Annotated in this window: 20 protein-coding genes; 11 read left to right on the top strand and 9 right to left on the bottom strand. The window is 67.4% G+C overall.

The window, feature by feature from the left end:
* Nucleotides 1-11: 11 nt before the first annotated feature.
* The gene (locus tag V9L21_RS06505; RefSeq protein ID WP_337310192.1) at nucleotides 12-1,259 is read left to right on the top strand and encodes a CaiB/BaiF CoA transferase family protein; all 1,248 of its coding nucleotides are present in this window, start codon (nucleotides 12-14) and stop codon (nucleotides 1,257-1,259) included.
* A 10-nt stretch (nucleotides 1,260-1,269) separates the two neighbouring features.
* Here the strand turns inward: V9L21_RS06505 and V9L21_RS06510 are convergent, their stop codons facing one another.
* From V9L21_RS06510 to V9L21_RS06535, 6 genes are all read right to left on the bottom strand, one after another.
* Nucleotides 1,270-1,527: an acyl-CoA-binding protein gene (locus V9L21_RS06510; RefSeq protein ID WP_337310194.1), complete on the bottom strand. Its 258-nt coding sequence runs from the start codon at nucleotides 1,525-1,527 to the stop codon at nucleotides 1,270-1,272.
* Nucleotides 1,528-1,601: 74 nt separating this feature from the next.
* Nucleotides 1,602-2,444, bottom strand: coding sequence for a hypothetical protein (locus V9L21_RS06515; RefSeq protein WP_337310553.1), 843 nt, complete (start codon nucleotides 2,442-2,444; stop codon nucleotides 1,602-1,604).
* A gap of 6 nt (nucleotides 2,445-2,450) precedes the next feature.
* Complete coding sequence (locus V9L21_RS06520; RefSeq protein ID WP_126747777.1) at nucleotides 2,451-3,155, bottom strand: TetR/AcrR family transcriptional regulator; 705 nt, start codon at nucleotides 3,153-3,155, stop codon at nucleotides 2,451-2,453.
* Between the two features lie 149 nt (nucleotides 3,156-3,304).
* A complete protein-coding gene (locus tag V9L21_RS06525) occupies nucleotides 3,305-3,808 on the bottom strand; it encodes a phasin family protein (RefSeq protein ID WP_337310198.1) in 504 nt (167 codons plus the stop codon).
* Between the two features lie 93 nt (nucleotides 3,809-3,901).
* On the bottom strand, nucleotides 3,902-4,348 hold the full coding sequence (locus V9L21_RS06530; RefSeq protein ID WP_337310200.1) for an acyl-CoA thioesterase: 447 nt from the start codon (nucleotides 4,346-4,348) through the stop codon (nucleotides 3,902-3,904).
* Nucleotides 4,349-4,443: 95 nt separating this feature from the next.
* A complete protein-coding gene (locus V9L21_RS06535) occupies nucleotides 4,444-5,340 on the bottom strand; it encodes a LysR family transcriptional regulator (RefSeq protein ID WP_337310201.1) in 897 nt (298 codons plus the stop codon).
* A gap of 148 nt (nucleotides 5,341-5,488) precedes the next feature.
* Between V9L21_RS06535 and gtdA the strand changes: the two genes are divergently transcribed.
* The 10 genes from gtdA (at nucleotide 5,489) to V9L21_RS06585 (ending at nucleotide 16,372) form a co-directional block, all read left to right on the top strand.
* Nucleotides 5,489-6,574 (top strand): gentisate 1,2-dioxygenase, encoded by a 1,086-nt coding sequence (gene gtdA, locus V9L21_RS06540; RefSeq protein ID WP_337310204.1) that lies wholly within the window; start codon nucleotides 5,489-5,491, stop codon nucleotides 6,572-6,574.
* Nucleotides 6,575-6,640: 66 nt separating this feature from the next.
* Nucleotides 6,641-7,345 carry a fumarylacetoacetate hydrolase family protein gene (locus V9L21_RS06545; protein ID WP_337310206.1) on the top strand — a complete coding sequence of 235 codons (705 nt, stop codon included), beginning with the start codon at nucleotides 6,641-6,643 and terminating at the stop codon, nucleotides 7,343-7,345.
* Between the two features lie 28 nt (nucleotides 7,346-7,373).
* Complete coding sequence (locus tag V9L21_RS06550; protein WP_337310208.1) at nucleotides 7,374-8,654, top strand: 3-hydroxybenzoate 6-monooxygenase; 1,281 nt, start codon at nucleotides 7,374-7,376, stop codon at nucleotides 8,652-8,654.
* A 74-nt stretch (nucleotides 8,655-8,728) separates the two neighbouring features.
* Complete coding sequence (locus V9L21_RS06555; RefSeq protein WP_337310210.1) at nucleotides 8,729-9,718, top strand: Bug family tripartite tricarboxylate transporter substrate binding protein; 990 nt, start codon at nucleotides 8,729-8,731, stop codon at nucleotides 9,716-9,718.
* A 44-nt stretch (nucleotides 9,719-9,762) separates the two neighbouring features.
* Complete coding sequence (locus V9L21_RS06560) at nucleotides 9,763-10,740, top strand: Bug family tripartite tricarboxylate transporter substrate binding protein (RefSeq protein WP_337310212.1); 978 nt, start codon at nucleotides 9,763-9,765, stop codon at nucleotides 10,738-10,740.
* Nucleotides 10,740-12,101, top strand: a complete 1,362-nt coding sequence (locus V9L21_RS06565) for an FAD-dependent oxidoreductase (RefSeq protein ID WP_337310214.1) — start codon at nucleotides 10,740-10,742, stop codon at nucleotides 12,099-12,101. The genes V9L21_RS06560 and V9L21_RS06565 overlap by 1 nt, the downstream gene beginning before the upstream one ends.
* Before the next feature lie 114 nt (nucleotides 12,102-12,215).
* Nucleotides 12,216-13,094 (top strand): acyl-CoA thioesterase, encoded by an 879-nt coding sequence (locus V9L21_RS06570; RefSeq protein ID WP_337310216.1) that lies wholly within the window; start codon nucleotides 12,216-12,218, stop codon nucleotides 13,092-13,094.
* Between the two features lie 361 nt (nucleotides 13,095-13,455).
* Nucleotides 13,456-14,169, top strand: coding sequence for an SDR family oxidoreductase (locus tag V9L21_RS06575; RefSeq protein WP_337310218.1), 714 nt, complete (start codon nucleotides 13,456-13,458; stop codon nucleotides 14,167-14,169).
* Nucleotides 14,170-14,274: 105 nt separating this feature from the next.
* Nucleotides 14,275-15,735: a SulP family inorganic anion transporter gene (locus V9L21_RS06580; RefSeq protein ID WP_337310220.1), complete on the top strand. Its 1,461-nt coding sequence runs from the start codon at nucleotides 14,275-14,277 to the stop codon at nucleotides 15,733-15,735.
* A 28-nt stretch (nucleotides 15,736-15,763) separates the two neighbouring features.
* Nucleotides 15,764-16,372 carry a class I SAM-dependent methyltransferase gene (locus V9L21_RS06585; protein WP_337310222.1) on the top strand — a complete coding sequence of 203 codons (609 nt, stop codon included), beginning with the start codon at nucleotides 15,764-15,766 and terminating at the stop codon, nucleotides 16,370-16,372.
* A gap of 11 nt (nucleotides 16,373-16,383) precedes the next feature.
* On the opposite strand, the gene V9L21_RS06590 is transcribed toward V9L21_RS06585, so the two are convergent.
* Genes V9L21_RS06590 through V9L21_RS06600 form a run of 3 tightly spaced genes read right to left on the bottom strand, consistent with a single transcriptional unit; the run spans nucleotide 16,384 to nucleotide 18,832 of the window.
* The gene (locus V9L21_RS06590; protein WP_258503580.1) at nucleotides 16,384-17,103 is read right to left on the bottom strand and encodes an ABC transporter ATP-binding protein; all 720 of its coding nucleotides are present in this window, start codon (nucleotides 17,101-17,103) and stop codon (nucleotides 16,384-16,386) included.
* The gene (locus tag V9L21_RS06595) at nucleotides 17,100-17,855 is read right to left on the bottom strand and encodes an ABC transporter ATP-binding protein (protein WP_337310226.1); all 756 of its coding nucleotides are present in this window, start codon (nucleotides 17,853-17,855) and stop codon (nucleotides 17,100-17,102) included. Before V9L21_RS06595 ends, V9L21_RS06590 begins: the two co-directional genes overlap by 4 nt.
* Nucleotides 17,852-18,832, bottom strand: coding sequence for a branched-chain amino acid ABC transporter permease (locus tag V9L21_RS06600; RefSeq protein ID WP_337310228.1), 981 nt, complete (start codon nucleotides 18,830-18,832; stop codon nucleotides 17,852-17,854). The genes V9L21_RS06595 and V9L21_RS06600 overlap by 4 nt, the downstream gene beginning before the upstream one ends.
* Nucleotide 18,833: the final 1 nt, after the last annotated feature.

Genomic DNA, 18,833 nt, shown 5'->3' on the forward strand with positions numbered 1-18,833 from the left:
ACTCGGGTGTCATGACCCACACCTCTTCTTCGCCCGCCAAACCAGCAGCCGCCGGTCCCCTGGCCGGCCTCAAGGTCGTCGAGCTCGGCCAACTCATCGCCGGGCCTTTCGCGGCACGCACGCTGGCCGATTTCGGCGCCGAGGTCGTCAAGATCGAGCCGCCCGGCGCGGGCGATCCGCTGCGCACGTGGCGCCTGCTGAAAGACGGCACTTCGGTCTGGTGGCAGGTGCAGTCGCGCAACAAGCGCTCGCTGGCGCTCGACTTGCGCCAGGCCGAAGCCCAGGCCATCGTGCGGCAGCTTGCGGCCGAGGCCGACGTGCTGATCGAGAACTTCCGTCCCGGCGCGATGGAAGGCTGGGGCCTGGGGCCCGATGAGCTCCTGGCCGCGAACCCCGCGCTCGTGATGCTGCGCATCAGCGGCTACGGCCAGACCGGCCCCTACCGCGACCGCCCCGGCTTCGGCGTGGTGGCCGAGGCCATGGGCGGGCTGCGCCATCTCACGGGCGAGCCCGGACGCGTGCCGGTGCGCGTGGGCGTTTCCATCGGCGACACGCTGGCTTCATTGCACGGCGTGATCGGCGTGCTCATGGCCATGCAGCACCGCCACGCCACGGTGAGCGCCGAATATCCGAAGGGCAGGGGGCAAGTGGTGGACGTGGCGCTCTACGAGGCCGTCTTCAACTGCATGGAAAGCCTGCTGCCTGAATACAGCGCGTTCGGTGCGGTGCGCGAGGCGGCCGGCAGCGCGCTGCCCGGCATTGCGCCCACCAACGCCTACCGCTGTGCCGACGGCGGCTATGCCATCGTGGCGGGCAATGGCGACAGCATCTTCCGCCGGTTGATGGAATGCATAGGCCGGCCCGACCTCGCCGCCGATCCGGCGCTGGCCGGCAACACCGGCAGGGTGGCGCAGGTGGAAATGCTCGATGCCGCCATCGGCGAATGGGCCGCGCAGCGCACGGTCGACGAAGTGCTTGCCGCACTCGATGCCGCGCACGTGCCGGCGGGTCGCATCTACACCATTGCCGATATTGCGGCCGACCCGCACTACGCCGCGCGCGGCATGCTGCAGCAGGTGCGCATGGCGGACGGCAGCACGCTGGCCGTGCCGGGCTTCGTGCCCAAGCTGTCGCTCACGCCGGCCGGCCACCGGCATAACGCACCTGCGCTCGGCGCGGACACCGATGCCGTGCTGAAGGAGATCGGCCTGAGCGCCGAGCAGATCGCCGCGTTGCACGAACGCGGGATCGTCGGCTGAAGGGTGGAGGTCAGCCGCGCAGCGACTCGATCAGGTCGATGTACTTCTGCTTGGCCTCGTCGGCACTCAAGCCCTTTTGCGCGGTCCACGCGTCCCACTTGGCGCGCGCGACGATGTCGCTGAAGCTGGGCTTCTTGGCGGTGTTGTTGCCTTCGGTGGCCTGCTTGAAGAGGCCGTAGATCTTGAGCAGCGTCGGGTTGTCGGGCCGCTCGGCCAGCAGCTTGGAGTTGGCCTGGGCGGCTTCGAATTGGGCGTTGAGGTCGGACATGGGCGGTCTGTTGAAAAGCGAAGAGTACGCATCTTAAGTGGCGCGGTACCTGCGGGTACCAGCCCTCCGGCGCGTCAGTCGGCGAGTCCCGCCCGCGCCAGTTCCACGTCGAGCCGTTCCTTCGCATCCACCGGCTCCAGCGCCGCGGCCTTTTCGTACAGCTGCGTGGCCTCGCCCATGCGCGCGTCGCCATGCAGCATGAGCAGCGCGCGGCCGTATTCCATCAGCGCGCTGGCCGAATGGGGGTTCAGCGCGAGGCCGCGCTCGAACAGCTCGACCGATGCTTCGGCCCGCACGCCGTAGGTCATGCGCCCGACCAGCGCACCCACCTTGTCGATCACTTCGGCATGGAAGGCGGCCAGTGCGATGTGCGCGTCGGCGTGGTCCGGCTGCAGCTCGATCACGCGTTCGAGCGCGCCCTTGAGCTTGCTGCCCAGGCCCTGCGCCAAGGCCCGCGCCACGCTGATGCCCTGGCTGTAGCGGCCGAGGGCGTAGGCCTGCCAGTAAAGCGCCTGGCAGTTGTCGGGCTCGGCGGTGGCCTGCGCGCCGGCGCGTTCGATAACCTGGCGGAACATCGAAAGCCGCACCGCCTCGCGGGGCTCGAGGTAGTTGGCATAGATGGCGGTGGCCTGGTTGGCCAGCACCAGGCCCTCGGGGCCGTGTAGCAGGCCGAGCGCGGCGGCGCGTTCGAACTCTCCGCTGTGGTACAGCGCCCAGCCGTCCGCCAGCGGATGCTCCTTCTCGGGCGGCGGCAAGGGGTGGCCGGCATGAAGGCGCAGCCACTGCGACAGCAGCGTGCTCGCGTCGTAGCGCGGCACGTCGGCGTAGGGCAGCGGCGTCCAGGGTTCCGCCGGTGCCGCCGCGGCAACAGGGCCGGCGGACATCAGCGAAAGCGGTTTGAAGTCTGGGTGGGGCATGGTCATCTAGGCCGCCAGATCGATGGGTGCAACCGACGGCGCATCGCTTGCCGGATCTTCGCCGCTGTAGGCGTTGCTGAGTGTCAGCAAATGCCTCCGCTGGTCTCTCCCGAGATAGGGCGCGAGCAGGTGGAGCGTGTGCTGACCGCCGCGCATCAGGGCGCCTTGCGCATGCGCGGGTTCGAGCGCTTCGCGCGGGTTGCGCACGTATTCGTAGCTCAGCCAGTAGGTCAGCACCACCACCATGCTCTGCGCCAGCGTGTCGACCTCGTGCGCGTCGATGTCGAGGTGCCCGGACCGGCTCAGCCCTGCAATGAGCACGCGGATGGCGCGCGCCTTGTTCTTCAGCACCAGCTGGAACTGCGTCTCCAGGTGACGGTTCTTGCTGAGCAGGTCGTTCAGGTCGCGGTAGAGAAAGCGGTAGCGCCAGATCAGCTCGAACAGGCTGTGCATGAAGAACCAGGCGTCTTCCACGTCGTGCACGCCTTCGCTGGCATGCAGGAGCTCGTTGAGCTCGGCCTCGTAGCTCTCGTAGAGCTTGTTGATCAGCTCTTCCTTGGCGGGGTAGTGGTAGTAGAGGTTGCCGGGACTGATGTTGAGCTCGCCCGCCACCAGCGTGGTGGAGACGTTCGGCTCCCCGAAGCGGTTGAACAGCTCCAGTGCGGCTTCGAGAATGCGTTGCGCTGTGCGGCGTGGCGCCTTCTTGGCCATGTCAGTCCCCGTTTTGTCTCTTGTGGGGACACTCTAGCGTATGTGCACCGCACCTTGAACAACGCGGGGCAATGTTTTGCGGCAGCACGCGTTGTGCAGTGCCGCAAAAAGAAGGGGGCAGGCACCCGGCCGTGGCCGGGCTCGCGTGCCTAGCCGGCTTTGGTGCTGCGCCGCACGGTCTTCTTGGGGGCGGCAGCGGGCGCCGCACTGCGGCCCGCCGTCTTGCGGCTTGCCCGCGCGGGGGCGGTGGCCGGCTTTTTCTCGCTGCGCTGCAGTTCGGCTTCGAGCGCCGCCACGCGGGCCTGCAGCGCGGCATAGTCGGCGGCCGAAGGCAGGCCCAGCTTTTCGAGGGCGCGCGCCACGCGCTCTTCGAAGATGTTCTCGAGCTTGCCCCACTGGCCGGCGGCCTTGGTGCCGAATTCGCTCGCAAAGCCGGCCATGCGCGTTTGCGCCTGCGCAAGCGTTTCTTCGGCGGCGGCCTGGGTTTTCTTCTGCATGCCGGCGCCGTCTTTCACCAGCGCCTCGAAAGCCTTGCTGCCTTCCTGCTGCATCTTGGCAAAGGCACCGAGCCCTGCCAGCCAGATCTGCTGCGCGGAATCCTTGATGCGGTCGGCGCCCTTGTTGCTGCCGTTCTCGTCGTCCTGGGTAGCCATGCGAAATGTTCCTGTGAAAACAATCGGGCTACTCTAGCCGCAAGACGCCTCTGCCTTTAGAGCTTCACGTCTATGAACGCAGCCTTCGCGGGGCTAGGCCTTTCCGGCTGCGCGGCTGGCTTCCAGGTGGGCCTTGGCCCTTTCGGCCAGCGCCATTTCGCCGGGGGTGCCCGGCACGTACGCCTGCACCGGCAGCGGCCGGCCGTGCGAATCGACCGAGACGAAGACGATCAGGCATTCGGTGGTCTTGTCCATGGTGCCGCCCTTCATGTCGCCGCTGCGCACCTCCACCGAGATGTTCATGCTGGTGGTGCCGGTGTAGGCCAGGCGGGCTTCCACCTCGACCAGGTCGCCGATCATGATCGGGTGGTGAAAGCGGATGCTGCCGATGAACGCCGTCACGCAGTAGCGCTTGGCCCAGCTGGTGGCGCATGCGTAGCCGGCCTCGTCGATCCACTTCATGACGGTGCCGCCATGAACCTTGCCGCCGAAGTTGACGGTGCTGGGCTCGGCCAGAAATCGAAGTGTGATGGAGGACATGCGCCGCCTTTTCGTGGGCTGTGTTGGTGGGAACCCCGATTATGCGAGCGCCCGGCACCGCAAATGCGCGCCGCCGGTCGGCGCCGCGCGCACGCTCAGCCCCCGCCGAACAGCTCTGCCAGCGTGCGCCGGAGCCATGCGTTGCCGGCGTCCGCATGGAACCGCTCGTGCCAGTGCTGCTTCACGGCATAGGCGGGCAACTCGAAGGGCGGCTCCAGCAGCTTCACCGGCTCCTGCGTGGCCAGCACCTTTCCAAGGATGCTGGGCACGATCACGATGAGTTCGGTGTGCGCCACGATGCGCGCCACGCTCAGAAAGCTCGAAAGGCTGGTCACCACATTTCGCTTCAGCCCCAGCCGTGCGATGGTCTTGTCGACAATGGCGTGGCCGGTGCCCGACGAGGCCACCACCGCATGCGCCTCGGTCTCGAAGCGCTTGCGCGTGAGCCGTTCGCCGATGCGCGGATGGTTGCGCGCCGCCAGGCAAACGAAGTTCTGCATGAAGAGCGTCTGCTGGTAGAAGCCTGCATCGAGCTGCGGCATGAAGCCCACCGCCAGGTCGACCGCGCCGTCTTCCAGCCGCCGGCCGCTGTCGGTGGAGATGATCTCGGTCTCGATGCGCACCCCCGGCGCCGCATGCCGCAGATGGTCGAGCAAGCCGGGCAGCAGCACCACCTCGCTGATGTCGGTCATGCAGATGCGAAAGCTGCGCGCCGCGGTGGCCGGGTCGAAGCTGGCGCGCCCGCCCTTGGCCCGGTTCAGCCGGTCGAGGATGTCCAGCACCAGCGGCTGGATCTGCCGCGCATAGGGCGTGGGCTCCATGCCGCGCGAGGTGCGCACGAACAGCTTGTCGCCGAAGTGCGTTCGCAGCCGGGCCAGCGCCGTGCTGGCCGCCGATTGGGAAATGCCCAGCCGCTCGGCCGCGCTCGACACGTTCGCCGTCTTGTAGACCTCGTCGAAAACCAGCAGCCATTCGAGATCGAGCTGGGCCATGAAGCTTCTCCTCGGCGGCCAAATGAAGCCACCACTATCGAAAAACAGGATCGCAGCTATCGCCGTGGCTGCATTGCGCCAATAGTAGTGCCGGCGGAAGATAGCCGCTTCCCCGGAGACAAAAGGCCGCGCCAAGGGCCGAACCGCCATGAATCCATCAGCCCAGAAACCAGCCGCCGTGGCCCCCGCCAATGCCGCGGAGCGCCGCAACTACTACGAGCGCATCCGCCCGCTGAACCTCACGCCGCTGTGGGAGTCGCTGCACGCCCTGGTGCCGCGCGAGCCCACCACCCCGTGCGTGCCGGCGCTGTGGCGCTACGACGAAATCCGCCCGCTGCTGATGGAGTCGGCCGACCTCATCACCGCCGAAGAAGCAGTGCGCCGCGTGCTCGTGCTCGAAAACCCCGCGCTGCCCGGCAACTCGTCCATCACCCAATCGATCTACGCCGGCCTGCAGCTCATCATGCCGGGCGAGGTGGCGCCTTCGCACCGCCACGTGCAATCGGCGCTGCGCTTCATCGTCGACGGCAAGGGCGCCTACACCACAGTGGGCGGCGAACGCACCACCATGTACCCGGGCGACTTCATCATCACGCCCTCTTGGGCCTGGCACGACCACGGCAACGAGGGCATCGGCGGCACGGTGGAGCCGGTGGTATGGCTCGACGGACTCGACATTCCGATGCTGCGCTTCTTCGACGCCGGCTTTGCCGAGAACGACGACGCCAAGGTGCAGCACGTGGCGCGCCCCGAGGGCAACAGCCTTGCGCGCTTCGGCCACAACATGGTGCCGGTGCGCCACGACCACGTGTCCCCCACCTCGCCGATCTTCAACTACCCCTATGCCCGCAGCCGCGAGGCGCTGGCCCTGCTGCAAAAGCAGGAGGCGCCCGATGCCTGGCTCGGCCACAAGCTGCGCTACATCAACCCGCTGACCGGCGGCGCACCGATGCCCACCATCGGCACCCACCTGCAACTGCTGCCCAAGGGCTTTGCCGGCAAGACGCACCGCGCCACCGACGGCGCCGTCTACAGCGTGGTCGAAGGCCGCGGCACGGCACACATCGCCGGCCAGCGCTTCGAATTCGGCCCGCGCGACACCTTCGTCGTGCCGTCGTGGGCACCGCTGCGCCTCTCGGCCGCCGGCGAAGACGTGGTGCTCTTCAGTTTCTCGGACCGTCCCGTGCAGCAGGCCATGGGCGTGTTGCGCGAAGCCTTTCTCGAAGACGCCTGAAAGCCGTCCGCATTTTTTTCTTTCTCTTGTCTTGACCCTGTGCCGCCGCGCGCGGCAGGAGCCCTCATGTCCTTCGTCTTCACGCCTCCTTCCATCGTCGGCCTGCCCATCGTGGGTTCGAGCGACTTGTTCCCGGTGCGCCGCGTCTACTGCGTGGGCCGCAACTATGCGGCGCATGCGCGCGAAATGGGCTTCGACCCTGACCGCGAACCGCCGTTCTTCTTCTGCAAGCCCAATGACGACGCCTCGGTGGTGCCCGTGGCCGAAGGCGAAACCGGCGCCATTCCGTATCCGCCGCTCACCAGCAACTACCACTACGAAGCCGAGCTCGTCGTGGCCATCGGCAAGGGCGGCAAGAACATTGCGGCGGAACAGGCGGCCGGCCATATCCACAGCTACGCCGTGGGCCTGGACATGACCCGACGCGACCTGCAGATGAAGATGCGCGAAGCCGGCCGGCCGTGGGAAATCGGCAAGGCCTTCGACTTCTCGGCGCCCATTGCGCCGCTTCGCACGCTGGCCGACGTGGGCGAGATCAATGCCGGCGCCATCACGCTCGAAGTCGACGGCCAGGTGCGCCAGAACAGCGACATCACGCACCTGATCTGGTCGGTGAACGAGGTGATCGCCAATCTCTCGACGCTCTTCGCGCTGCAGCCCGGCGACCTGATCTTCACGGGCACGCCCGAAGGCGTGGGCGCGGTCAAGCCGGGCCAGACGCTCAAGGTGAGCATCGACAAGCTGCCCTCGCTCACCGTGCGCATCGATTGACGGAACGCCGCGCAGAAGAGGTCCCGCAATGAGCACATCTCCCACGAAGAACCCACCCCGCGTGCTGCTCGTCGGCGGCGGCATCGGCGGCATGGCGGCCGCGCTGGCGCTGGCGCGCCTCGGTGTTTCCATCGACCTGCTCGAGCAGAGCGCCACCATCGGCGAGATCGGCGCCGGCCTGCAGCTCGGGCCCAACGCTTTTGCGGCGCTCGACGCGCTGGGCGTGGGCGAAGCGGTGCGCCGCAACTCGGTATTCACCGACCGTCTCGTGATGATGGATGCCGTCGATTGCGGCGAGGTCGCCTCGGTGCCCGTGGGCGAGGCCTTCCGCGCGCGCTTCAAAAATCCGTATGCGGTGAGCCACCGCGCCGACCTGCACGGCGCCATCCACGAGGCGGTGAAGCAGCATCCGCTCATTCGCTTTCACACGTCGGCGCAGGTCGAGTCGATCGACATCGGAGGCGGCAAGGCGCAGGGCGTGGTCGCCGTCACGCGCGACGGCCGGCGCTTCAAGGCCGACGCCATCGTGGGTTGCGACGGCGTGAAATCGGTGGTGCGGGCAAAGCTCGTCGGCGACGAGCCGCGCGTTTCGGGCCACGTGGTGTACCGCGCCGTGGTGCCGGTGGCCGACATGCCGGCCGACCTGCGCTGGAACGCGCCCGTGGTCTGGGCCGGGCCCAACTGCCACCTGGTGCACTATCCGCTGCGCCATGGCGAGCAATACAACCTGGTCGTCACTTTTCACAGCCGCGAGCAGGAAGAGTGGGGCGTTTCCGACGGCAGCAAGGAAGAAGTGCTTTCGTACTTCGAGGGCGTGCATGCGCGACCGCGCCAGCTGCTCGACCGGCCGACCTCGTGGCGGCGCTGGAGCACGGCCGACCGCGACCCCGTGGAGCGCTGGAGCGAAGGGCCGGCCACGCTACTCGGCGACGCCGCGCATCCGATGATGCAGTACCTTGCGCAAGGCGCCTGCATGGCAATCGAAGACGCCGTCACGCTCGGCGCCGCGGTGCAGGCCTGCAATTTCGACATGCCCGCCGCCTTCAAGCTCTACGAGGCCGCGCGCATTCCGCGCACCGCCCGCGTGGTGCTCTCGGTGCGCGAAATGGGGCGCCTGTATCACGCCAAGGGCGTGGAGCGGCTGGTGCGCAACAGCCTTTGGGTAGGCCGCACGCCCGAACGCTTCTACGATGCGGTCGAATGGCTTTACGCCTGGCGGCCGGAGCATTGCCTGGACGATGCGCCGGAGCGGCTGCGACCGGTGGCGATAGCGGGCGCCGACGCCGCGGCCGTGCTTTCGCCGCACTGACCGACACCGCCGACCAACCGATTTTTTTCCGCGCCATCACTATTCGAGGCCACAGGCCCAGGAGACAACCGACCATGAACTTTTCTTCACGCGCATTGCTGGCAGGCGTGCTTGCCGCGGCCACCGCCGTCCTCGGCTCCAACGCCCTGGCGCAGGCCAGCGACTATCCGAGCAAGCCGGTGACGCTGGTCACGCCCTTTGCCGCCGGCAGCGGGCCCGACGCGGTGCTGCGCCTCGTCTCGGACAAGCTCTCGCGCCTGTGGAACCAGCGCGTGGTGGTCGACAACCGGCCGGGCGGCGGCGGCTTCATCGCCATCGACCAGGCACGCCGCGCCGCGCCCGACGGCTACACACTGCTGCAGCTCGACAGCGAGCACGTGGCCGCGCTGCCGCACCTGTACAAGTCACGCAACTTCGTCACGCTGCAGCATTTCGACCCGGTCGCTTCGCTGTTCCGCACGCCGTTTTTTGTGGCGGTTTCCAGCGAATCGAAGCTGAAGAACATGGGCGACCTGATCGCCGAAGCCAAGGCCAACCCGGAGGCGATGGTCTACGGTTCGTGGGGCGTGGGCAGCCCGGGCCACCTGGGTGCGCAGCAACTCGAGGCGCTCACGGGCATTCGCATGCGGCATGCGCCATACCGCGAGGTGTCGCAGTTGTATTCGAACGTGGGCACCGGCGAAGTGCCGTGGGCCTTCGCGAGCATTCCGTCGAGCCAGGGCATCTACAAGGCCGGCAAGCTGCGCTACATCGCCGTGGCGGCGCCGAAGCGCATTCCCCAGATGTCCGACGTGCCCACCATGGCCGAGGCGGGCGGGCCCGCATCGCTCGAGGTGAACTCATTTGTCTCGCTGCTCGCGCCCAAGGGCGTGCCGGCCGCGGTCAAGGCCAAAATCAACGCCGACGTGGCCAAGGTGATTGCCGACCCCGAGATCCGCGCCCGCTTCGACACCTTCGCCTTCGAGCCGCTGGCGTGGTCGCCCGAAGAAATCGAGCGCAACGCCGAGGCCAAGTCCAAGGTGTACGGCGACCTGGTGCGCCGGGGCAACATCAGCCTTGAGTAGCTGTCATCATTACGTTTTTTCACAGTTCTTCTTTTTCATCTTCCATGCAAGCAACCAAGAGAGCCCTCCTGATCGCCTGCGGCCTGGCTGCCGCCGCCGCGCTGCCGCTGGCGGCCCATGCACAGAACAACGCCTGGCCGACCAAGCCGATTCGCCTGCTCGTGGGCTTTCCGGGCGGCTCCACGCCCGACATCGCCGCCCGCACCATCGCCGAGCCGCTGGCCAAGGCGCTCGGCCAGCCCGTGGTGGTGGACAACAAGCCCGGCGCTTCCGGCAACATCGCGGCCGACATCGTGGCCAAGGCCAATGACGACCACACGCTGGGCATCGTCATCAACGGCAATCTCACCTCGTCGAAGATGCTGTATCCGCGGCTGCCCTACGACCCGGCAAAGGACTTCACCTATCTCTCGCTGATTGCCACGGCGCCGCTGGTGCTGGTGGCGCAGAACAGCCTGCCTTCGGGCACCGCCTTCTTCGATGCGGCCCGCAAGGGCGGCGACAAGTGGAACTACGGTTCGGTGGGCGTCGGCTCGGTCGGTCACCTGGGCATGGAGCTCCTCAAGAGCCGCGTACCCGGCTTCAACGCCGAACACGTGCCCTACCAGGGCAATCCGCAGGTCGTGACCGCCATGCTGGGCGACCAGGTGCAGATGGCCCTCATTCCCCCGGGCGTGGCCATGCCCCAGGTGCGCGCCGGCAAGCTCAAGGCCATCGGCCTCACGGGCGGACGCAGCACGCTGGTGCCCGAGCTGCCGCCGCTGGCCGATGCCGGCGTGCGCGACTTTTCGCTGGAAGTGTGGGTGGCGCTGCTCGGCCCCGCCAACCTCTCCAAGACCGCCCAGGCTCGCCTCAGCCGCGAGGTCGAAACCATCATGAAGCAGCCCGAAGTGCGCCAGAAGCTCTTCGAGCAGGGCTGGCAGGCGGTCGGCACCTCGCCGGACGGCATGCGCCTGCGCGTGAAGGAAGAAGCCGCGATCATGACCAAGATCATTTCGGCCCGCGGCATCAAGATCCAGTGATGACAGCAGCCAGCCAGAACACCCTGACCGAACCGGCGCGCGAGCTGCCGGTCTTCGGCGAGTACGACGTGGTGGTGGTCGGCGGCGGCCCCGCCGGCATTGCCGCCGCCGTGAGCGCCGCGCGCCACGGTGCCAACACGCTGCTGGTGGAACGCTACGGCTTTCTGGGCGGCATGGGCACCGCGGGCGGCGTGACCAACTTCGCGGGCCTGTATGGCAAGCGCAACGGCGAGATGACGCTGCTGGTGCGCGGCGTGGTCGACGACCTGCTCGCGCGCATCGACGCGCTGGGCGGCCTCAACAAGCCGCAGGACGGCATGCAGGGCCGCATTCGCGTGCGCTCCTACGACACCTCGGCCTACAAGATCGCGGCCGACCAGTTGCTGGCAGGTGCCGGCGTGAACCTGCTGTTCCATGCCTGGGCGGCGGCGGTGGTGCGCGACGGCAACCGCATCGCGGCGCTCGTGGTCGAAACCAAGTCGGGCCGGCAGGCCATTCGCGCCAATGCATTCATCGACGCGAGCGGCGACGCCGATGTGGCGGCCTTTGCGGGCGTGCCCTTCGAAGTGGGCGACGGCCACGGCAGCGGCCTGTTCCCCACCACGATGTTCCGCGTCGGCCAGGTCGATGCAGAGCCGGCCCTTGCGGCCGTCGGCGAGTTCAAGGCCATCAACGACCTGATGGCCGCGGTGCAGCAGCAGAAGCCCGGCAAGTACAAGTTTCCGCGCGAAGGCGCGATCCTCCGGCCCAACATCGATCCGCGCGAGTGGCGCGCCAACGTCACGCAGATCCGCAATGCCGCGGGCCGCGCGATGAACGGCGTGGATGCGCGCGAGCTCACCGAAGGCGAGCTCGAAGGCCGGCGGCAGATTGCCGAGTACTTCAAGTTCATGAAGGCCGAGGTGCCGGGTTTTGCAAAGTCGGCCATCGTCGAGATCGCGCCGCAGGTCGGCATCCGCGAAACGCGCCGGATCGAAGGTCTCTATGCGCTCACCGGCGAGGACATCCTCTCGTCGGCCACGTTCGACGACACCATCGGCATCAATGCCTGGCCGATGGAAATGCACGCCGACGGCCGCATCGATTGGGCCTTTCCGCGCGACGAAAATCGCACCTACAACCAGCTGCCCTGGCGCATGCTGGTGCCGCGCACTGTCGACAACCTGCTGGTGGCCGGCCGCTGCGCCGCCATGACGCACGAGGGCCAGTCGGCCGCACGTGCGAGCGGCGGTTGCTTTGTGATGGGGCAAGCCGCGGGAACGGCGGCGGCTTCGCTGGGCAGCGGCGCCCGGTTTGCGGACGTCGATGTGCCGGCGCTGCAAGACAAGCTGGCGGCCGACGGCGTCGATCTCGACCGCTGAGCCTGCGGGGGCCGGGCCGGCTGGCGCTGACCGGCCCGCGACAGCCCGCGGGCCCGGCCTTTGCTATGGTTGCGGGTTGATTCTTTTTGCTGACGCTTGCAGCCTTTTCTTCCGATGACCACCGACCCCGCCACCGCCGCCCGCCTTGTCGACGAACTCGTCGCGCTCATGCAGCTAGAGCCGCTGGGCGGCGACAAATTCCTGGCCCAGAGCGAAGACATCGGCACGCCCGCTGTGTTCGGCGGCCAGGTGCTCGGCCAATCGCTGGCAGCCGCAAGCCTCACGGTCGGCGCCGACCGGCCGGTGCATTCGATGCACGCCTACTTCCTGCTGCCCGGCGAGCATGCGCCCATCGAATACAGCGTGGACCGTGTGCGCGACGGCCGCAGCTTCACCACGCGGCACGTGGTGGCGCGACAGCAGGAGCGCATCATTTTCGAGATGTCGGCGTCATTCCAGACGGTGGACGACGGCGTCGAACACCAGTTCACCATGCCAACGGTGCAAGGCCCCGAAGGCCTGGTGAGCGAGCTCGACCGGCGCATCGCGCTCGGCGACCGGTTGCCCGAGCGCTGGCGCATCAAGGGCCTGGAGCCGCACGGCATCGAATACCGCCGCGTGGAGGCCGACGACCTGCTGACGCCGGAAGTTCGCCCGTCCGAAAGCGCGATCTGGATGCGCGCCATTGCACCGCTGCCCGACAACCCCGTGGTGCACCGCGCGCTGCTCGCCTATGCCTCCGACCACGGCCTGCTGCGCGCCGCCATGCTGCCGCACGGCCTGAGTTTCATGAGCGGCCAGGTACGCCCCGCAAGCCTCGACCACGCCATGTGGTTCCACCGCGATTTCCGCATGGACGACTGGCTGCTCTACGTACTCGACTCGCCGAGCGCCAGCGGCGCGCGGGGCTTGTGCCGCGGCAGCTTGTATTCCCGGGACGGACGGCTTGTGGCTTCTACGGCGCAAGAGGGGATGCTGCGGGTCAAGCGCTGAGACGCTGTTGTTCAGGGCGCGCACCCGCCGACGGGGTACCTTTCTCCGCGAATGTCCCCCGGCCTGCGGCCTCCTCCTTTATTTCGCTGCGCAAGGCACCCCGCCAGCGGGTGCGTCATCCAGAGCGGTGGTTGATCAGCGGTACACCACGAGCGTGCCCAAGTGCACAGGGCATCGGGTGCTCCGCGCAGCGAAATAAAGGAGGAGGGCGAAGCCCGGGGGACATTCGCGGAGGGGAGTACCCGGTGGCCTTTGCACAAGCCCTGAACAACAGCGTCCTGAACAAAGAACCCAGCCCATGCAAATGCCCCGAATCCTTGGCTAAATACGCCTCTCAAAAGAAACGAACCAAGGACCCAGCATGTCTCCCGAAGCACTCAAAAAAGTAGCCATAGTCACCGCCGGCGGCAGCGGCATGGGCGCCGCCGCAGCGCGCAAACTTGCGGACGACGGCTTTCGCGTCGCCATCCTCTCATCATCGGGAAAGGGCGAGGCGCTTGCCGCAGAGCTTGGTGGCATTGGCGTGACTGGCTCCAACCAGTCGAACGACGACCTGAAGCGATTGGTCGACAAGGTCACTGAAGAATGGGGCCGCGTCGATGTGCTGGTCAACAGCGCGGGCCACGGTCCCCGCGCGCCCATTCTCGACATCACCGATGAAGACTGGCACAGGGGAATGGATGTCTACCTGCTGAGCGCGGTGCGCCCGAGCCGCCTTGTCGCGCCGCTCATGGTCAAGCAGGGCGGCGGCACCATCATCAACATCTCGACCTTCGCCGCCTTCGAGCCCGACCCCGTGTTTCCGACCTCGGGCGTGTTCCGCGCGGGCCTCGCGGCCTTTACCAAGCTCTTTGCCGATAAATACGCCGCACAAAATGTGCGCATGAACAACGTGCTGCCGGGCTTCATCGACAGCTTGCCCGAGAAGCCCGAGTTCCGCTCGCGCATTCCAATGGGCCGCTACGGCAAGAGCAGCGAGATTGCCGCCGTCATCGGCTTTCTCGCATCGGAAGGTGCGGGCTACATCACCGGGCAGAACCTGCGCGTAGACGGCGGCATCACGCGCTCGGTGTAAGCGCCCTGGGGGCGGGCGCCCGAGGCGCTACCTACAATCGAGAGCATCTGCCCGTGAGGCGTGGCGCGGCCTTTCTTGTCGCCGCGCGCGGGCCGCTCTCCACTCATGTCTTCTCCACACAGCCGCTTGCGAGCCGAATGGTTCCCGAGCATTCCGCGCGAACTGATGGCCGGTGCCGTCGCCACCTTCGCCCTCATTCCCGAAGTCATCGCTTTTTCGTTCGTTGCCGGGGTCGATCCGGCCGTCGGGCTGTTTGCTTCGTTCATCATCAGCATCGTCATTGCCTTTACCGGAGGCCGGCCCGCCATGGTCTCTGCTGCGGCAGGGTCGGTGGCGCTTGTGGCCGCACCGCTGGTGCATGCGCACGGCCTGCCCTACCTGCTGGCCGCCGGCGTGCTGGCCGGGGCCATGCAGATCGTGTTCGGCCTGCTGCGGCTCGGCGTGCTGATGCGCTTCGTTTCCACGTCGGTGCGCACGGGCTTCGTCAACGCGTTGGCCATCCTGATCTTCGCGGCGCAAATGCCGCACTTCATCGGCGCCAACACGGCCACCTGGGCCATGGTGGGGCTGGGGCTTGCCATCATCTACCTGCTGCCGCGTATCACCACCGCCGTGCCCTCGCCGCTGGTGTGCATCGTGGTGGTCACGCTCGTGGGCCACTGGCTGGGTTTGCCGCTCAAGACCGTGGCGGACCTCGGCCAGTTGCCCGACGCGCTGCCCGCCTTTGCGTGGCTCTCGGTGCCCATGTCGCTCGATACGCTGCGCATCATCGCGCTGCCGGCCTTTGCTATCGCGATGGTCGGGCTGCTCGAATCGATGATGACCGCCAGCGTGGTGGACGACCTTACCGACACGCCGAGCTCCAAGAACCGCGAATGCAGCGGCCTGGGCGTTGCCAATGTCGCGGCAAGCTTCTTCGGCGGCATCGCAGGCTGCGGAATGATCGGCCAGACCGTGAGCAACGTGCGCTACGGTGGGCGCGGCCGGTTGTCCACGCTGTTCGCGGGCGTCTTCCTGCTGATCCTCATGGTGCTGCTCAAGCCCTGGGTGTCGCAAGTGCCGGTGGCGGCGCTGGTGGCCATCATGGTCATGGTGTCGGCCTCCACCTTCGATTGGGGTTCTCTGCGCACGCTGGTGCGCCACCCGCGCATGTCCAGCGCCGTCATGCTCGCGACGGTGGCGGTCACTGTCGCCACCGACAACCTGGCCGCGGGCGTGGCCACCGGCGTGATGCTGAGCGGCGTGTTCTTCACCTTCAAGGTCGCGCGCCTGCTGCACGTGCATGCAGAAGACGTCGATGAAGGCGGCCCGCGCGTCTATCGCGTGAGCGGCCAGGTGTTCTTTGCCTCGGCCGACATGCTGGTCGATGCCTTCGACGTGCGCGAGATCGACGGCGCACCCGTGCACATCGATGTGTCGCAAGCGCACTTCTGGGACGTGACCGCTGTGGCCGCGCTCAACAAGGTGGTCGAGCGACTGCGCAAGCATGGCAGCGTGGTGAACGTGACCGGGCTCAACCAGGCCAGCCGAGACCTTATCCTGAGGCTCGACGCGGCGCCCGAATGAGCAGCAACCGCCGCGCGGAAAGGCTCCCATGACCATTCCCGACCCTGCGCTGAAGAACATGCGCCGCACCATCGAGTCCTACGAAGGGGCGGCCCGCGAATACAACGCGATCGTGGCAGGCCACCGGCCGCCCGAAATCGAGGATGCGCTCCGCCGGATGATGCAGCTCATACCCGCCGGCGGCGCCGTGCTCGAGATCGGTTCCGGATCGGGGCAGGACGCCGACTTCGTCGAGGCACTGGGCGGTGTCGTCAGGCGCACCGATGCGGTCCAGGCGTTTCTCGACCTGCAGGCGGAACGCGGCAAGAAGGGCGAGCTGCTAAATGTCGTCACGGATGCGCTGGGCGGGCCGTATAGCGCAGTCGTCGCGATGTGCGTGCTGATCCATGTCGATCGCGAGCAGATCGCGCCAGTCCTGCGCAAGGTGTTCAACGCACTCGAGCCCGGCGGCGTCTTCCTGGTGGCCATGCGCATCGGCGAAGGCGAGACGAACGACGACTATCACACCGTGTACTGGGCGAAGGACCGGTTCGCCGAAGCGCTTGCAGCGGCGGGCTTGCACACGCAGTGGAGCAGCCAGTGGATCGGCCGCGACAACGTGACGTGGGCCAACTTCCTGGCGCGCCGTCCGCTGTAGCGAACCGAAATCTACACGCCCAGGTAGCGCGTCCAGAGCGAACGGTCGGCGTCGAGCGCGGCCGAGTCGCCCTGCCACACCACGCGTCCGCGCTCCAGGATCACATGGCGGTCGGCCAGCGGCAGCAGGCGCTGCACGTACTTGTCGACCACCAGGATCGCCTCGCCTTCGGCCTTGAGCGTGGCAATGCAGTGCCAGATTTCCTCGCGGATCACCGGTGCAAGGCCCTCGGTGGCCTCGTCGAGGATCAACAGGCGCGGATGCGTGGAGAGCGCGCGGGCAATTGCCAGCATCTGCTGCTCGCCGCCCGAAAGCTGGTTGCCCGCATTGGCCTTGCGCTCCGCGAGACGCGGAAACAGGGCGTACAGCGCATCGACCGTCCAGCGCGGTGCGCTGCCCGGCCGGGGGCGTGCGAAGGCGCGCAGGTGCTCGTCGACGCTGAGGTTCGGAAACACATGCCGCCCCTCGGGCACGATGGCCACGCCGCGCCGGGCGATGGCGTCTGGCTTGTGGCCGCCGATGGCATCGCCGCCGAAGTGCACGCTGCCGCGCATCGGCGCGAGCGTGCCCGTCAGCACCTTCAGCAGCGTGCTCTTGCCCATGCCGTTGCGGCCGAGCAGCGCGAGCACTTCGCCCGCGCCGATCTTCAGGTCGATACCGAACAGCACCTGGCTGGCACCGTAGCCGGCCTCGACGGATTTCGCGTCGAGCAATGTGGTGGCCGCGTTCATGCGTGTCCCTCCGCTTCCGTACCGAGATACACCGCCTGCACGTCGGGGTGCCCGCGCACTTCGTCGGCGGTGCCGCTCATCAGCACCCGGCCTTGCACCAGCACCGTGAGCCGGTCGGCCAGGCGGAACACCGCATCCATGTCGTGCTCGATCAGCAGGATGGCCATCGACTCGCGAAGCGATTCGATCAGCTCCACCATGCGTGCCGATTCGTCAGGGCCCATGCCGGCCATCGGCTCGTCGAGCAGCAGCAGCTTGGGCTCGGCCGCAAGCGCCAGCGCCACGTCGAGCGCGCGCTGCGCGCCGTGCGGCAGGGTGCCCGCGATGCGTTGGCGTTCGGCGCCAAGGCCGACGCGTTCGGCAAGCGTTACGGCGCGTTCCACCAGGGCGCGCTCGTTCGCACGCGGTGCCATGAAGCGCAGGCTGCTGCCCGCATGGGCCTGCGCCGCGAGCATCAGGTTGTCGTGCACGGTTTCCTTGGCAAACACCCGCGTTACCTGGAAGCAGCGCGACATGCCGGCCGCCACGCGCTGGTGGTCCTTGAAGCCGGTGATGTCCTTCTCGTCGAGCAGGATGCGCCCGGCATCGGCCTTGAGCAGTCCGGTGATCAGGTTGACCAGCGTGGTCTTGCCGGCGCCGTTGGGCCCGATGAGCGCATGCACTTCGCCGCGCTCTACGGTCAGGTTCACATGGTCGGTTGCGAGCAAGCCGCCAAAGCGCTTGACCAACCCTTCGATTCTGAAAAGGCTCATGCTTTACTCCCTCGCCCCTCTGGGGAGAGGGTTGGGGTGAGGGGCAAGCGGCGCTTGTAGAGTGCAGCAAGCCCTTTAGGCGCCCACAGCGCAACAGCAATCAACAGCAACCCAAGCGGCATGTGCCAATGCTCCGTGTGCTGCTTCAAAAATTCTTCGAGCAGCAGCCACACGATGGCACCCACGGGCCCGCCCCAGCTGCGCCCCAGCCCGCCGATCACCACCATGACGAGCAGCGTGGCCGACTGCGTCCAGTGCATCGTCGCCGGGCTCACGAACCCGTTGCCGCCCGCAAGCAGCGCGCCCGCCAGCCCCGCAATGGCGCCGGCAATCGTGAAGGCCACCAGCTGCAGCCGGAACACCGGGTAGCCCAGCGCCCGCATGCGCGTCTCGTTGTCGCGAATGCCCATGAGCGCATGGCCGAAGCGCGACTGCGTTGCGCGCTGCAGCCACCAGAGCGCCAGCGCCACGATGACCAGCACCACCCAATAGAAGTTCGACTCGTTGCCCAGGTCGAGCCCGGGCAGCAGCGTAGGCCGGCTCATCAGCGTGTAGCCGTCGTCGCCGCCATAGCGCCGCAGCGACACCACCACGAAGTACAGCATCTGCGCAAAGGCCAGCGTGGTCATGATGAAGTACACGCCGCGCGTGCGCAGCGCGACCGTGCCGATCAGCGCCGCAACCACACCGGCGACCAGCGCTGCCAGCGGCCACATCACCCAGGCCGACATCACGCCCGCATCGCTGAGCGCCACCACCGTGTATGCGCCCATGCCGATGAAGCCCGCATGCCCGAGCGCCACCATGCCGCCGAAGCCGAGGATGAAATTGAGGCTCGCGGCCGCGAGCGCCACCACGAGCACGCGCCGCACAAAGCCGATGTAGAAGTCGAGCCCGAGCAGCGGTGCGACCAGCGGAAACGCCGCGAGCAGCACAAAGAGCAGCCCGAGTCCGATATAGCGTGAGGAAGACTTCATT

This window comes from Variovorax sp. CCNWLW235 (assembly GCF_037204085.1).
In the GTDB taxonomy this organism is placed as follows: domain Bacteria; phylum Pseudomonadota; class Gammaproteobacteria; order Burkholderiales; family Burkholderiaceae_C; genus Variovorax.